Annotated in this window: 13 protein-coding genes and 1 tRNA gene; 12 read left to right on the top strand and 2 right to left on the bottom strand. The window is 63.0% G+C overall.

Annotation, left to right across the window (positions count from 1 at the left end):
• Positions 1-50 precede the first annotated feature (50 nt).
• A complete protein-coding gene (locus PCJ21_RS20660) occupies positions 51-890 on the bottom strand; it encodes an endonuclease/exonuclease/phosphatase family protein (RefSeq protein WP_269933325.1) in 840 nt (279 codons plus the stop codon).
• A 168-nt stretch (positions 891-1,058) separates the two neighbouring features.
• On the opposite strand from PCJ21_RS20660, the gene PCJ21_RS20655 reads away from it, so the two are divergent.
• The 3 genes from PCJ21_RS20655 (at position 1,059) to PCJ21_RS20645 (ending at position 8,369) form a co-directional block, all read left to right on the top strand.
• A complete protein-coding gene (locus PCJ21_RS20655; RefSeq protein ID WP_269933324.1) occupies positions 1,059-2,606 on the top strand; it encodes a phospholipase D family protein in 1,548 nt (515 codons plus the stop codon).
• A 183-nt stretch (positions 2,607-2,789) separates the two neighbouring features.
• Complete coding sequence (locus PCJ21_RS20650; RefSeq protein WP_269933323.1) at positions 2,790-4,703, top strand: AI-2E family transporter; 1,914 nt, start codon at positions 2,790-2,792, stop codon at positions 4,701-4,703.
• Between the two features lie 342 nt (positions 4,704-5,045).
• Positions 5,046-8,369 (top strand): autotransporter family protein, encoded by a 3,324-nt coding sequence (locus PCJ21_RS20645; RefSeq protein WP_269933322.1) that lies wholly within the window; start codon positions 5,046-5,048, stop codon positions 8,367-8,369.
• A gap of 643 nt (positions 8,370-9,012) precedes the next feature.
• Here PCJ21_RS20645 and PCJ21_RS20640 read toward each other — a convergent pair.
• A tRNA-Thr gene (locus PCJ21_RS20640) sits at positions 9,013-9,087 on the bottom strand.
• A 158-nt stretch (positions 9,088-9,245) separates the two neighbouring features.
• On the opposite strand from PCJ21_RS20640, the gene PCJ21_RS20635 reads away from it, so the two are divergent.
• The 9 genes from PCJ21_RS20635 (at position 9,246) to yacG (ending at position 14,905) form a co-directional block, all read left to right on the top strand.
• Positions 9,246-9,434 carry a hypothetical protein gene (locus PCJ21_RS20635; RefSeq protein WP_269933321.1) on the top strand — a complete coding sequence of 63 codons (189 nt, stop codon included), beginning with the start codon at positions 9,246-9,248 and terminating at the stop codon, positions 9,432-9,434.
• A 129-nt stretch (positions 9,435-9,563) separates the two neighbouring features.
• Positions 9,564-10,853, top strand: coding sequence for a UDP-N-acetylglucosamine 1-carboxyvinyltransferase (gene murA / locus PCJ21_RS20630; protein WP_269933320.1), 1,290 nt, complete (start codon positions 9,564-9,566; stop codon positions 10,851-10,853).
• A gap of 149 nt (positions 10,854-11,002) precedes the next feature.
• The gene (locus PCJ21_RS20625; protein WP_269933319.1) at positions 11,003-11,437 is read left to right on the top strand and encodes a DUF2948 family protein; all 435 of its coding nucleotides are present in this window, start codon (positions 11,003-11,005) and stop codon (positions 11,435-11,437) included.
• 13 nt (positions 11,438-11,450) lie between these two features.
• On the top strand, positions 11,451-12,743 hold the full coding sequence (gene hisD, locus PCJ21_RS20620; protein ID WP_269933318.1) for a histidinol dehydrogenase: 1,293 nt from the start codon (positions 11,451-11,453) through the stop codon (positions 12,741-12,743).
• 6 nt (positions 12,744-12,749) lie between these two features.
• On the top strand, positions 12,750-13,235 hold the full coding sequence (locus tag PCJ21_RS20615) for a UPF0262 family protein (RefSeq protein WP_269933317.1): 486 nt from the start codon (positions 12,750-12,752) through the stop codon (positions 13,233-13,235).
• 42 nt (positions 13,236-13,277) lie between these two features.
• On the top strand, positions 13,278-13,682 hold the full coding sequence (locus PCJ21_RS20610) for an arsenate-mycothiol transferase ArsC (protein ID WP_269933377.1): 405 nt from the start codon (positions 13,278-13,280) through the stop codon (positions 13,680-13,682).
• 114 nt (positions 13,683-13,796) lie between these two features.
• The gene (infA, locus tag PCJ21_RS20605) at positions 13,797-14,015 is read left to right on the top strand and encodes a translation initiation factor IF-1 (RefSeq protein ID WP_006200926.1); all 219 of its coding nucleotides are present in this window, start codon (positions 13,797-13,799) and stop codon (positions 14,013-14,015) included.
• Between the two features lie 51 nt (positions 14,016-14,066).
• Entirely contained in the window at positions 14,067-14,696 is a 630-nt protein-coding gene (locus PCJ21_RS20600; protein ID WP_269933316.1) for a Maf-like protein, read from the top strand.
• Positions 14,693-14,905 (top strand): DNA gyrase inhibitor YacG, encoded by a 213-nt coding sequence (gene yacG, locus PCJ21_RS20595; RefSeq protein WP_269933315.1) that lies wholly within the window; start codon positions 14,693-14,695, stop codon positions 14,903-14,905. The genes PCJ21_RS20600 and yacG overlap by 4 nt, the downstream gene beginning before the upstream one ends.
• The last annotated feature ends 71 nt before the right edge of the window (positions 14,906-14,976 follow it).

Raw genomic sequence — 14,976 nt, 5'->3', positions numbered from 1 at the left:
AGATACGGTATCGGGCCCAACTTGCAAGAGGAGAAGGTGACGCGGCAGGGTTACGCTGCGGCCGATCTGCCGGCGTCCGCCCCGTTGAGTGACGAACGCAGGCGAATGATCGCCTTGATCGGAAGGTGATCCGATGCGACGCGCGCAAGCTCGGTGTCGTGAGCCTCGATATCGGTGAGCAGGCTCGGCGGACGAACCATGACGCGGTCGAGCGCCAGCACCGGGAAGCGCGACGGGAAGCTTGGCACCAGCGCATGCGCCGGGCCGAAGGCCGGCGTCAGGCTACGCAACGATGAACGCTTGCCCAGCCGCCACTCGTTGAGGTCGCCGACCAGCACCGTCGGCTTGTCGCTGTGCAACTCGGCGGCCGACAGCAGCGTTCCGGCCTGCAGCTTGCGCGAATGCTTGAGAAGGCCGAAATGCGCAGCGATGAGCCGCATCGGGCCGGCCTCGAGATCGAGGTCGACGATGACCGCGCCGCGCGGCTCCGCACCCGGCAGCACCAGTTGCCTGGCCGAAGTGACGGTGCCCTTGCGGAACAGCACGACGTTGCCATGCCAGCCATGGCTCTTGCTGCGCCCGGCAAGCTGGACCGGCACCAGGCCGGTCTCGCGTTCGATGGCATGGAGATCGAGCAGGCCGGCGCGGTCACCAAAGCGCTGGTCGGCCTCCTGCAGGGCGATGACGTCGGCGCCGATCTCGGAAATGACCTCCATGATCCGGCCCGGATCGAAGCGACGGTCGATACCGACACACTTGTGGACGTTGTAGGACGCAACGACGATCTCGCTGTGCCTTGGGTGCTCCGCCGCCTGCCCTGCCCTGCGGGCCTCGGCGACGGCGCGGTTGCCTGCATCTGCGGAAACGTCCAAGTCCTGTTTGTCAGCCATCACTCGTCTGGAATCTCTGGGAAATTCGTGTTCACTTGCGGTAGGCGTTGTCACAGTAGCCTATATGGTCGAGGTGTTCGAGATTTTCCACATCCGTCCCGATAGCCGTCCACCGTATTGGTGTCGTCAATATGGCGCATTGCCGGCTTGCGACGACTGGCGGTGCGCATGACCTTGCTCGTCATCGTCATCGCTGCCGTCGGAACACTGGTGCTGGCCTCGGTGGTCGCGGTCTACGCCTATGGCCGCTTCGCCAAGCGCGCACGTGGCGCGCCGTCGCATGCCCTGCCGAAGGATGGGCCGCCAACGCGCTTCGACGCGCTTGTCGAGCCGCTGCTGGCCCGGCATCCGGGCGAAAGCGGGCTTGCACTATGCTCGGGCAATCTTCAGGCCTTTGCCGTGCGCGCCTATGCCGCCCGCTACGCCGAGCGTAGCCTCGACCTGCAATATTACTACTGGCGCGACGACCTGACCGGGCGGCTGCTGGCGCGCGAAATCCTCGCCGCCGCCGACCGGGGCGTGCGCGTGCGGATGATGCTCGACGACATCAACAGCCGTGGCAACGACAAGCACAACCTCGCTCTCGACAGCCATCCCAACATCGAGATCCGGTTGTTCAACCCGAGCTGGGCGCGCGCCTTCGGCCTGCAGCGCGGACTGGAATTGCTTCTGCGCGCCGTCCGCACCACGCGGCGCATGCACAACAAGGCCTGGATCGCCGACGGGCGCCTGGCGATCGTCGGCGGCAGGAATGTCGGCGACGCCTATTTCGACGCCGCCGAGGAGGAAGCCAACTTCCGCGACATGGACTTGCTGCTGGTCGGCCCTGCGGTGGAGCAGGCAGAGCTGGTTTTCGACCTGTTCTGGAACAGCGAAGCCGTGTTGCCGATCCGCAAGATCCTGGGGCGCAGACGGGGCAACCTTCCGGCATTGCGCCAGCGCATCGAACACACCGCAACCACCGGCCGCGCGGCGCCCTACGTCCAGCGGGTCACCGAAGAGAGCCGCCAGGAGACGTCGCTTGGGCAGTTGCGCTGGACCAGCGAGGCAAACGTCGTTTCCGACCCGCCGGAAAAGGCGATGGGCATTGGCGAGGACGGCTGGCTGATCACCAGCATCGAGCCGCTGCTCAAATCGGCAACGTCGGCGCTGACGATCGTTTCGCCCTACTTCATTCCGGGCGACAGCGGCACGCGCCTTCTCAAGACGCTTGCCGAAAAGGGCGTCGACGTTTCCGTACTCACCAATTCGCTGGCCGCCACCGATGTCGCCGCCGTCCACGGCGCCTATGTCCGCTACCGCAAGCTGCTGCTGGCCGAAGGCATCGAGATATTCGAGCTCAAACCCGACGACGACCGCACCGACATGTCACTGTTCGGCTCGAAGGGCGCCAGCCTCCACACCAAGGCGTTTGTTGCCGACAATGCGGCCGGCTTCGTCGGATCGTTCAATTTCGACCCGCGCTCGGCATCGCTCAACACGGAAATGGGCGTGCTGTTCCGGCACGAAGAGCTGGCCCGCGAAGTCGAGGCGGTCATCGCCGCGCAGACGTCGCCGCATGCGAGCTACAAGCTCGACCTGGTGGACGGCAAACTGCACTGGAACGACACCGTCGCCGGCGCCCCCCGTCAGCTCACGCATGAGCCGAACGCCAGCCTGAGGCGCCGTTTCATCGCCAGACTGATCAGCTACCTGCCGATAGAATCGCAGCTTTGAGCCTGACTGCGATGCTTCGTACGCCGGCTTGTCCGGACCGGCTCATGGCGTATCTGACGGGCCGCGGGAACGAAAAGGCCAACACTTGCTTTAGCCCAGGCAGCATTGCGGGAAATCAAGAGGTGACATGTGGTTGCGGTTAGCCCCAAGGGTCAGGAGCCGGATTTGGCGGGGCGGCTTCCCTTGCAGCCAAGCCAGCGCACGGCATTGCCGAATTTCGCCGCAACGGCGGCCGTTGTCGCCATCCTTTACTTCGCACGCGACATCCTGCTGCCGCTGGCGATCGCCGTGCTGCTGACTTTTGCGCTTGCGCCACTCGTGGCGACGCTGCGGCGCCTGGGCGTTCCCAGGCTCGCCGCCGTAATCGCCTGCGTGCTGTCGGCCTTCGCGGTACTTGCCATGTTCAGCTTCATCGTCGCCACGCAGATCGGCCAGGTCGCGCAGAATGTACCGACCTATCAGGCCAATCTCCTGGAAAAGGTCCGCTCGCTGAAGGATGCGGGCGATGGCAACGGTATCGTCGACCGGATCAGCGCCACCATCGAACGCATCGGACAGGAAATCGAACGTCCCGAAACCAGGCCAATCGTCCCGAGCACGACATCGCCGGAAGCCAAGCCTTCCCGGCCCGAGCCGATGCCGGTCGAGATCGTCTCGTCAGAGAAGCCGATAGAACTGCTCAAGAACCTGATCACGCCGTTGATCGGGCCGCTCGCCACCGCAGGCCTGGTCGTCGTGGTGGTGATCTTCATGCTTCTCGAGCGGGAGAACCTGCGCGACCGCTTCATCCGGCTGGTCGGCTATGGCGACCTCAACCGCACGACCCAGGCGCTGCAGGATGCCGGCGAGCGCGTCGGCCAGTATCTGCTGATGCAACTGGTGGTGAATGTCACCTATGGCGTGCCGATCGCCATCGGCCTTTGGGTGCTGGGCATTCCCAACGCCATGCTGTGGGGCCTGCTGGCGATCGTGCTGCGGTTCGTACCCTATATCGGCCCGGCGATCGCGATGATCCTGCCGCTGTTCCTGGCCTTGGCGGTATCGCCCGGCTGGTCTCTGGTGCTGTGGGCGGCAGCCCTGTTCCTGGTGATGGAACTGGTCATCAACAACGTCGTCGAGCCGTGGCTGTACGGCTCCAAGACCGGCCTGTCGCCGCTGGCGATCATCGTCGCGGCCATCTTCTGGACGTGGCTGTGGGGGCCCGTCGGCCTGGTCCTGTCGACGCCGCTGACCGTCTGCCTGGTCGTGCTGGGCAAGCATGTGCCGCAGTTCGAATTCCTCGAGGTGCTGTTCGGCAACGAGCCGGTGCTCGATCCCAAGGAACGGCTCTACCAGCGGCTGCTGTCAGGAGACGCCGACGAGCCGACCGATCAGGCCGAAGAGATGCTGGAAACCATCTACCTCGCCGATTTCTATTCGAAGGTCGCGATCCCGGCGCTGCTGCTCGGCGAACACGACCGGGCCCGCGGCGCGATGACGGAGGACCAGAAGCAGCGCATGGCGACGAGCGTGGCGACGCTCGTCTCCAATCTCCAGGAAATCGCCGACGAGGAAGCCGAAGAAGAGGACGAAGACGACGACCCCACCGGCGCCACCAGCGACCTTGACGACGGCATCGACCTGCCCGATGGCACCGGGCGTTCGGTTTTGTGCATCGGCGGCCGCGGCGAACTCGACAACGCCGCCGCCAGCATGCTCGCCCAGGTGCTGACGGTGCAGGGCGCCGAAGCATCGACGGCGGGGCATCTCGACGTCGAGCCGGGCAGAATCCGCGATTTGCCGCTCGGCAAGATCGATACGGCCGTTGTCGGGTTCCTCAATGCCGATTCGCTCAACCACGGCCGTTTCCTGGTGCGCCGCCTGAAGCGTGCCAAGCCCGCGCTGCGGGTGGGAATCGTGCTGTGGAGCGACGCTCTCCCCACGCGCGGCGGCGAAAGCCTGGCCCAGGAGCTGAACGCCGATTTCGTCGCCTTCGACCTGGCCGGCGCTGCAACCGCGGCTTTGGCCGACACACCCGCCGTGCCACTGAAGGCGACCAAGCGCATGGTTCGCCGCCCGAGCGCGGCAAAGCGCAAGGCTGCCAGTTCACCGACCTAGAGGTGCACGACTTCGGCCAGGCGCGAGCTGCGCCGGTGATCTGGGCGGCCTATGGCCGTGGCGATCGCGTTGATGTGCTAGCGTCTAAGGCACCGTTCGGCGAGGCGATCTGCCTCGCTCCGTAGGCTTGGCTATGTTGTCAAAAGCAACTCCGAAATCCCATTCGAGCAGTTCTGCACGTTCTGCCCATACAGCATCGGGAGAAGCTGCCGGTCTCCATTTCACTGAGCGTCTTGGCCATTGACCTTACGTCAATTATGATAGCTTATATCTGGAATATTCAGAGACTACTTGTTGATAGGTTCGCTTCATTAGCCGGCTCAAGATGGAGACATTTGAGGGATGGCAGTTCGCGGAAGTATTCTCGGGCGCCATCGCGATGGCCGTGAGGTGAAACACATCGCGGCGAGGGTAGCATCATCCTCTGCCACAATGAAGTCGTTTCGTACGTCGAGGAATTCCGCCTCTATCCTGGCTCTTATCCTTGGTATGGTCGCCGCTCCGGCATTCGTCCCGGCAAAATTGACGGGAATTGCCGATGCCGCATGGGCGGGGTGCGCTCCACTGGGTGGCGGTTCCTATCTTTGCTCCGCCCCATCAACACCCGAGACAATCGTCGGTCCCTCCCTCGACGTAACCGCAGACAGTACTTACACCGTCGACAATACAACTCCCGGCGGTGCCGGATTGAACCTACAGGTTTCGCCGGGTGGCACCAACCTGATATTCAACCAGCAATCTGGAAGTTCGATCAGCGGCGAAAATGGCGCCATCGTCAACAATGATGGCATCGGCCTGACGACCGTAACGACGGCAGGGGAAATCCGCACGGTTCTCCACGGCGGATCGGAACAAGAGGGACTGCGGATCAATAGCGGCTTTGCCTCCGCCGGCGTCGTGTTCAATCAGACCGCTGGCGTGATCGACGGCGGGTTGGGCGGACTTTTCATCCAGAATCTCGGAATCGGCGACGTTATCGCCACGGTTGCCGGCGACATAACCGGCCGAAACGACAACGGCGTCTATATCGGCAATATAGGTTCGACACCCACCAATATAACCCTGACCCAGTCGGCCGGCACGATTACCGGCGGCGTCACAGGCATCAATGTTCAAAACCAGGGCACCGGCTCCACGTCGGTGACGACGTCGGGAACCGTTATCTCCAACGATGTCGGCAGCACCGGCATATTTGCAGTCAATTTTTCTGCCACGACCACCGATCTCAGTGTCACCCAGAAGGCAGGCAGCGTTACCAGCGCAGGAACGGGCATCTCGGCCCAGAACAACGGCACAGGCTCGACGACGGTGTCGCTTGCCGGTGCCGTCACGGCCACGGCGGCTGGCGCCTATGGCGTGCAGGCCTATAACAACGGGTTGGCCACCCAGAATGTCTCGGTGACGCAATCGGGCGGCACGATCAATGCCGGGTTCGACGCCATCCATGCGGTGAATTTCGGCACCGGCACGACAATGATGACGGTCAACGGCACGGTCACCAGCGCGACGGGCGCCGCGCTGCACACGACCGCCGCCAATGGCGCCACCATCAATATCGGCGCAACGGCCATTGTCAGCTCCGGTTCCGGCACAGCGATCAGGGATGGCGCTTTTGCCGATGAAGCGACGGATGGTTTCGGCGGCAATGCGATCGTCAACAGCGCGGGCACGGTCACCGGCGATGCCATTCTCGGCCTCGGCGACGATACGTTCAACCTGACCGGCGGAAGCTACACCGGCAACATCTATGGCGACGACCGCGACGATCCGCAAAGCGATGATGGCCTGGTCAACCACGAAGGCGACGACACGTTCAACTGGTCCGGCGGAACGCTTGCTGGTGGCCTCTATGGTCAGGACGGGTCCGATACGGCGCTGATAAGCGCCGCCACCTATGACGGCTCGCAAATTCTCGACGGCGGCGATGACACTTCCGGTGTCGATCACATGATCGACCAACTGACCTTCAAGGGCACCAATGCGACATCCAATGGCAGCAAGATCGTCAACTGGGAGATCGTCACCCTCGACGGCGCAACCCTGATCATAGACGATGGAGCGTGGAAGGTCGGCAAATCCAACGAGCCGAGCACGGGCGTATTCCTCACCAATGGCTCTACGCTCAACGGCATGGGCAGCCTCGCGCTCGACGGCAATCTCGACATTGACGCAAGTTCATCTTTCATTGCCAGGGGAGGCGGAACCGGCGTCTATTCCATCAGCGGGTTCGTCACCAATGCCGGGCTGATCTCGTCCCGGGACGGGCATGCCGGAGATGTCATCAACATCGAAAGAAATTACACAGGCGATGGCGGGACGATCGAACTCGATACGGTCCTCGGCGACGACGCTTCAGTGACAGACAAGGTGAACATTGCCGGCAATACGGACGGCTCATCCTTTGTCAGCGTTACAAATGCGGGCGGTGGCGGCGCCCAGACCGATGAGGGTATCGAGATCATCACCGTGGCCGATTTGTCGAACGGCAATTTCGAGCTTGTGGGGTCCTATGATTTGAACGGCAAGCCGGCTGTTGTCGGTGGTGCCTACGCCTATCAGCTTTACAAGGGCAACAGGACGGGATCGGAAACCAAGAACTGGTATCTGCGTTCCGAATTGATACCGGACGAACCCCTCTATCAGACCGGCGTTCCGAGTTATGAAGCCTATCCGCAAGCCCTGCTTGGCCTGAACGGCCTGCCCACCTTGCAGCAGCGTATAGGCAATCGCTTCTGGGCCGGCAATGGCAATGGCGTTATCGGACAAGGAGCGGACATTGTGGGCATGGCCGCACCGGCCCTGGAAGGGGCCGGACCAACCGTTGACAGCAACGGCATATGGGGCCGCATCGAAGGCGCGCACAACCGGATGGAGCCGCGTCTCTCAACCTCCGGCACCGACTACAGGCAAAACATTCTCAAGCTGCAAGCCGGCGTTGACGGGTTGCTTTCCGAGAATGAAAACGGCGTGCTGATCGGAGGGATTACGGTTCACTACACGCACGGCCAGACCAGGACGAGTTCCGTCCATGGCGATGGCGAGATCAGCACCGATGGTTATGGCTTTGGCGGAACCCTTACCTGGTATGGCGACAACGGCTTCTACCTTGACGGCCAGGGTCAGGTGACCTGGTATGACAGCGATCTGAGTTCAAAGCTGACGGGAGGCAAGCTGACAGACGGCAACAGCGGCTTCGGCTATGCCCTGTCGCTTGAGAGCGGCAAGCGCATTGCCATTGATCCCGAATGGTCGATCACCCCGCAGGCCCAACTGGTCTATTCGGACGTGAGGTTCGATGATTTTGCCGATGTCTTCGGCGCCCCGGTCAGCCTCGATCGCGGATCGAGCCTGCAGGGCCGCCTCGGCGTGACGCTCGATCGCGAGAAATCCTGGCAGAACGACAAGGGCCTGTTGAACCGGACCCATGTCTACGGGATCGCCAATCTCTACTATGAGTTCCTTGATGGAACCAGGATCGACGTGGATGGCGTAAGTTTTGCCAGCAGGAATGACCGTTTGTGGGGAGGAGTCGGCCTCGGTGGCTCATACAACTGGGACGACGATAAATATTCGCTCTTTGGCGAAGGTCTCTTCAACACGAGCCTGAACAATTTTGGCGACAGCTACGTGCTCAAGGCTCAGCTTGGCCTGCGCATAAAGTGGTAAGATCAAGCAGCTGTTGATGGCGTATATTACGCCTTCAACAGCTGCCTAATCCGCAGGCACAAGAATATTGAACCTTCACCGGTCGCGTGCGAGTGTTCGACATCGGCGATTTCACGCAGGTGCTGCCGCATGATCTGCGCTCGAACTGCCGCGTCGCGGTCGCCACTATCCAGACGCTGCGCGTAAAGGACACGGAAGGCCGTAACCCTTTGGGGATATGCCCCTGCCGATCTTCTTTCGCCAGATCGCAGCAAGGATGTTCTGCGCGTGCTTTTTCGTCTGGGGACCTGGAGCCCCCTGCCGGAGTAGCGTCGTGATCTTTCCTTCGACCTTTGCACGAGCCCGCACGAATGGCTTCTTCCGATCCAGCGCCGTAGGGTCGCTCGGGAAACCCCGAGCTTGCTGCAATACGATTCTTGAGAATGCGCTGCCCACACGTATCCATCATGGGCAAAGGACGTGCTTGCGACGCTGTCCGCGACTAGTTTCTGGACGTCCCTTCCTCGACCGACGCGAACGATACATGAACCATTTCCCCGGATTGCCCCCAGATAATTGGGGGAAAGTCGAGGAATGTTCAGGGTTTGATCTATGGGGAACGGGGAGTAGTCAGAAATGATCCCCTTGTTATTAAAGGGGAGAATGGTGCTGCCAGAGAGGATTGAACTCTCGACCTCTCCCTTACCAAGGGAGTGCTCTACCACTGAGCTACGGCAGCGACCGTGAACGGGGCGGCTTGTGCCACATGATTCCCGGAAGCGCAAGTTGAGAGTTGAACCAAATCGCGCAAGATTTTCCACAGGCCCGTTTGCGCCACAATACTGGCCATTTCCATTGCCAAGCCGCTATGAACGACAGACAAGCGGGGACCACCACATGTCGTCGAAGCCAAATACGCCCTCGAGCGAGGCCGATCGGCGCAAGGCGCGCCTCGCGGCCGAGCTGCGCGCCAACCTGATGAAACGCAAAGCGCAGGCGCGCTCGCGGCGCACAGGCGAGGCAGACAGCCGGCCGGAAGGCCTCGCAGCCGCCGGGGACGACAAGGACAACCCCGAGAAAGCCTGACCGGCGACGGCAGGCGCTTGGCGCACATGACTGCAACGCCTGATTCTTGAACCGGGTGACGCGATAGTCTAGACGGCGGCAAGAAAATTTCTCGCCAGAACCGGGAATTCCCCGGAGAAACGACGACCAATGGATCGCATCAGAATTGTCGGCGGCAACGAGCTGACCGGAATCATCCCGATCTCGGGCGCGAAAAACGCCGCCCTGCCCCTGATGATCGCCTCGCTGCTGACCGACGACACGCTGACGCTCGAGAACGTGCCGCACCTGGCCGACGTCGAACAGCTGATCCGCATCCTCGGCAACCATGGCGTCGACTACGCCGTTTCGGGGCGCCGCGAGCGGCAGGGCGAAGGTTATTCGCGCACCATCTCTTTCACCGCGCGCAACATCGTCGACACGACCGCCCCATACGAGCTGGTCTCCAAGATGCGCGCCAGCTTCTGGGTCATCGGCCCGCTGCTCGCCCGCATGGGCGAAGCCAAGGTGTCGCTGCCGGGTGGCTGCGCCATCGGCACGCGGCCTGTCGACCTGTTCATCGACGGCCTGCAGGCCCTGGGCGCCAAGATCGAAGTCGAGAACGGCTATATCCTGGCTTCGGCGAAGAACCGCCTCACCGGCAACCGCTACGTCTTCCCGAAGATTTCCGTCGGCGCCACCCATGTGCTGATGATGGCGGCGACGCTCGCGCGCGGCGAGACCGTGCTCGAAAACGCCGCCCGCGAGCCTGAAGTCGTCAACCTCGCCGAATGCCTCAACGCCATGGGCGCAAGGATCACGGGCCAAGGCACTTCGACCATCACCATCGAAGGCGTCGATTCGCTGTCGGGGGCACGCCATCGCGTCATTCCCGACCGGATCGAGACCGGAACCTACGCCATGGCGGTGGCAATGACCGGCGGCGACGTCCTGCTCGAAGGCGCGCGCGCCGACCTGCTGCAGGGCGCGCTCGACGTGGTGTCGCAGACGGGCGCGGAGATCATCCAGACCAATTCCGGCATCCGCGTCACCCGCAACGGCTCGGGCATCTCGCCGGTCGACGTCGTCACCGAGCCCTTCCCCGGCTTCCCCACCGACCTGCAGGCGCAGTTCATGGGCCTGATGACCATGTCCAAGGGCAAGGCGAAGATCACCGAGACGATCTTCGAGAACCGCTTCATGCATGTGCAGGAACTCGCCCGCCTCGGTGCCCATATCACGCTGTCGGGCCAGACGGCGATCGTCGAGGGCGTTTCCAAGCTCAAGGGCGCGCCCGTCATGGCGACCGACCTGCGCGCCTCGGTGTCGCTGGTCATCGCCGGCCTGGCCGCCGAAGGCGAGACGGTGGTCAACCGCGTCTACCATCTCGACCGCGGCTTCGAGCGCCTCGAAGAGAAGCTGTCGCGCTGCGGCGCGGTGATCGAACGCATCAGCGGCTGAGTTAGGGCAATGAGGGAATAGGGCAGTAAGGCAGCATGTTGGTTTCGCTACTGCCCTGGTGCCCTACTCCCTTACTGCCTTCCCTTTGGCACCAAGACCGCCTAACAAGACTGGAAACGCAACGTCTCCACGCAGGCAGCCGAACTGACATGAACCAGCTGAAGCTAGTCGCCCTCGACGAAGAGGACCTGGAGATCATCTCGGCGCATGTGCAGGATGCGGTGATCAAGGTCGGCGACATCGCATTTGATGCGCCGGCGAAGCGTTTTGCGCTGGCGATGAACCGCTTCGCCTGGGAAACCAAGAAGGGTTTCTTCCGGCCAAAGTATGAGCGCCGCAGGTCGATCCTGCATTTCGACCGGGTTCTGTCGGTCAAGCTGTCCGGCATTTCGCGCGCCAAGACCGAAGACGTCCTCGAACTGCTGGCGATCGGCTTTGCCCAGGGCGAGGATCCGGCCGGCGAGATCGAGCTTCTGTTTTCAGGCGACGCCGCCATCCGCCTCGAAGTCGAGTGCATCGAGGCGCGCCTGACCGACACCGGCGCATCGTGGCAGGCCTCGTCCCGTCCCATCCACAAGACTTGAGCATTTTTCGACCATGGCCATCACCCTTCGCCAATCAGACGCCGACTTCGAGAAGCGTTTTTCGGCCTTCCTGACGACCAAGCGCGAGGTGTCGCCCGATGTCGAGGCGACGGTGCGCACCATCATCGACGACGTGCGCAGCCGCGGCGACGACGCGCTTGTCGACTACACCTTGAAGTTCGACCGCGCCGACCTTGCCGCGCTCGGCATCGCCGTCACCCGCGCCGACCTCGACCAGGCCTACAAGGAAGCCGATCCGGAAACCGTCGAGGCCCTGCGTTTCGCCCGCGACCGCATCCGCTCGCACCATGAACGCCAGTTGCCGAAGGACGACCGCTATGTCGACCCGATCGGCGTCGAACTGGGCTCGCGCTGGACGGCGGTCGAGGCCGTCGGTCTCTATGTGCCCGGCGGCACGGCCAGCTATCCGAGCTCGGTGCTGATGAACGCGATTCCCGCCCAGGTCGCCGGCGTGGAGCGCATCGTCATCGTGGTGCCGGCTTCCGGCGGCGTCATAAATCCGCTGGTGCTGGTCGCCGCAGACATCGCCGGCGTCTCCGAAATCTACCGCGTCGGCGGCGCGCAGGCGGTTGCAGCGCTCGCCTATGGCACGGCGACGATCGCCCCGGTGGCCAAGATCGTCGGCCCGGGCAACGCCTATGTGGCGGCTGCCAAGCGCCAGGTTTTCGGGACCGTAGGCATCGACATGATCGCGGGACCGTCGGAAGTGCTGGTTGTCGCCGACAAGGACAACGATCCCGACTGGATCGCCGCCGACCTGCTCGCCCAGGCCGAACACGACGTCTCGGCGCAATCGATCCTGATCACCAACGACGCCGATTTCGGCAAGGCCGTGCAAGCGGCGGTCGAACGCCAGATCAGGCATCTGCCGCGCGGCGAGACGGCCGCCGCGAGCTGGCGCGATTTCGGCGCGGTGATCCTGGTCGACGATTTCGACGCCGCCATCCCGCTGGTCAACCGAATCGCCGCCGAACACCTCGAACTTGCGGTGGCCAACCCCGAGGCTCTCCTGGACCGCGTGCGCAATGCAGGTGCGATCTTCATCGGCCGCCATACGCCTGAAGTCATCGGCGACTATGTCGGCGGGTCGAATCACGTCCTGCCGACCGCGCGTTCGGCGCGCTTCTCTTCGGGGCTGTCGGTGCTCGACTTCGTCAAGCGCACATCGCTGCTCAAGCTCGGCCCGGACCAGTTGCGGGCGCTCGCGCCGGCAGCGATCGCGCTTGCCAGGGCGGAAGGGCTCGAGGCCCATGCGCGCTCCGTCGCCATCAGATTGAACATGTAGGCGGCGATGTCCGACAAAGGTCACGCACGCTCCCGCCTGGTCGACGTCGAACTCGACGAATCGATCGGCCGTTCGACGCCCGACGTCGAGCATGAGCGTGCCGTCGCCATCTTCGACCTGATCGAGGAAAACAGCTTCCATCCCATCAACGACGACGGCCACGGCCCCTACAGGCTCAAGCTGTCGCTGGTCGATTCGCGGCTGGTGTTCGCCATTTCGCGCGAACATGGCGGCGCGGTCGTCACCCACATCCTGTCGCTGACGCCCTTCCGCCGCATCGTGAAGGACTATTTCATGATCTGCGAGAGCTACTACGAGGCGATCCGCTCATCGACCCCGAGCCAGATCGAGGCGATCGACATGGGCCGGCGCGGCCTGCACAACGAGGGCTCGCAAACCCTGCTAGACCGCCTCGCCGGCAAGATCGAGATCGACTTCGACACCGCCAGACGGCTGTTCACGCTGATCTGCGTCCTGCACTGGCGCGGATGACATATGGCGGGAAACGAAAGGTCGCCGCGCTCTATCCTGTTCATGTGCCGAATGAATTCGGTTCGCTCACCGATGGCCGAAGCCATTGCCCGGCATAGGCTTGCGCCCTCGATCTTCGTGGCTTCGGCAGGCGTGCGCGCCGGCGAACGCGATCCCTTCGTCGACGCAGTGCTGGCCGAAGAGGGCATGACGCTCGTCGAACACCAGCCACGCACCGTCGACGACCTCGAAGACGGATATTTCGACCTGATCGTGACCCTGGCGCCGGAAGCCCATCATGCGGCGCTCGAGTTCACCCGCTCGATGGCCATCGACGTCGAGTACTGGCCGACTGCCGACCCCACGGCCGCGACAGGGACGCGCGATCAGATCATGACGGCCTATCGCGACGTGCGTGAGAGGCTGAAGGTGAGGATCGCCGAGAGATTTGGCGCAGGGGCGACATAATACGGCACCTGAAACGACGCCGATTAAGCGTGTTCACAAAGTGCGGAATATCATATAGGTTCCGCGAAAATTCCGGCCAGGCGCCGGGAAAACCACCCAAACCGAAGGTACCGAATGCCGAAGGAAGAAGTCCTCGAGTTTCCGGGCGTTGTGACGGAATTGTTGCCGAACGCGATGTTCCGGGTCAAGCTCGAAAATGAACACGAAATCATCGCCCATACCGCCGGCCGCATGCGCAAGAACCGCATTCGCGTTCTGACCGGCGACAAGGTCCTCGTCGAAATGACGCCCTACGACCTGACCAAGGGCCGCATCACCTACCGTTTCAAGTAAGACCGCCCCGCCCCCAAGCGTGTCGAGCGTCTTTACCGACAGGATCCTGGATTGAGCGATCTGCAAAAGCTTGTGCTTGCCTCGGGTTCGCCGCGCCGCGTGGAGTTGTTGCAGCAGGCGGGCATCGAGCCTGACCGGCTGTTTCCGGCCGATGTCGACGAACGGCCGATGCGTGCCGAGCACCCTCGCTCGCTCGCCAAGCGGCTGTCTGTCACCAAGGTGCAGCGGGCGCATGAGATTCTCGGCCGCGAACCGGAGCCGGCTTCCGGCTTCATTCTCGCCGCCGACACCGTGGTGGCCGTCGGCCGCCGCATTCTGCCGAAGGCCGAGACCGCCGACGACGCGGTCCACTGCCTGCAGCTGCTGTCTGGCCGCTCGCACCGCGTCTACACCGGAATTGCGCTGATCACCCCTGCCGGCAAGCTGCGCCAGCGGCTGGTGGAAACGCGCGTGCGCTTCAAGCGCCTGTCGCGCCAGGACATGGACAGCTATCTCGGTTCGGGCGAGTGGCGCGGCAAGGCCGGCGGCTATGGCATCCAGGGCCTCGCCGGCACCTTCGTGGTCAAGCTCGTCGGCTCCTATTCCAACGTCGTTGGCCTGCCGCTCTACGAGACAACGTCGCTGCTCTCGGGCGAAGGCTACAATGTCCAGCTCAACTGGCAGAGCGGCATTCACGCATGACCGGCAACGACAAGGTGACGCCGTTGCGGGCGAAGATTTCGTGCCCCGAATGCGGCAAGCCTTCGGCGCGCGAATCCTATCCGTTCTGCTCGCCGCGCTGCAAGGCCATCGATCTCAACCGCTGGCTTTCCGGCAGCTACGCCATTCCGGTACGCGACGACGAGGAAGACGATTCCGACGGCCGCCCGCCAGCCGGCGAAGAACGTTGAGGCACGTTTTCGACCTTCCGCTACGGCCTGTGATTTCTTTCGAGAAAAGCATCCCAAGGCGCTGGACAGGC

Origin of the sequence: Aminobacter sp. HY435 (assembly GCF_027568395.1) — a bacterium.
GTDB lineage: Bacteria > Pseudomonadota > Alphaproteobacteria > Rhizobiales > Rhizobiaceae > Aminobacter.
Note: the sequence above shows the minus strand (reverse complement) of the source record. Positions and strands in the feature narration are given on the sequence as shown.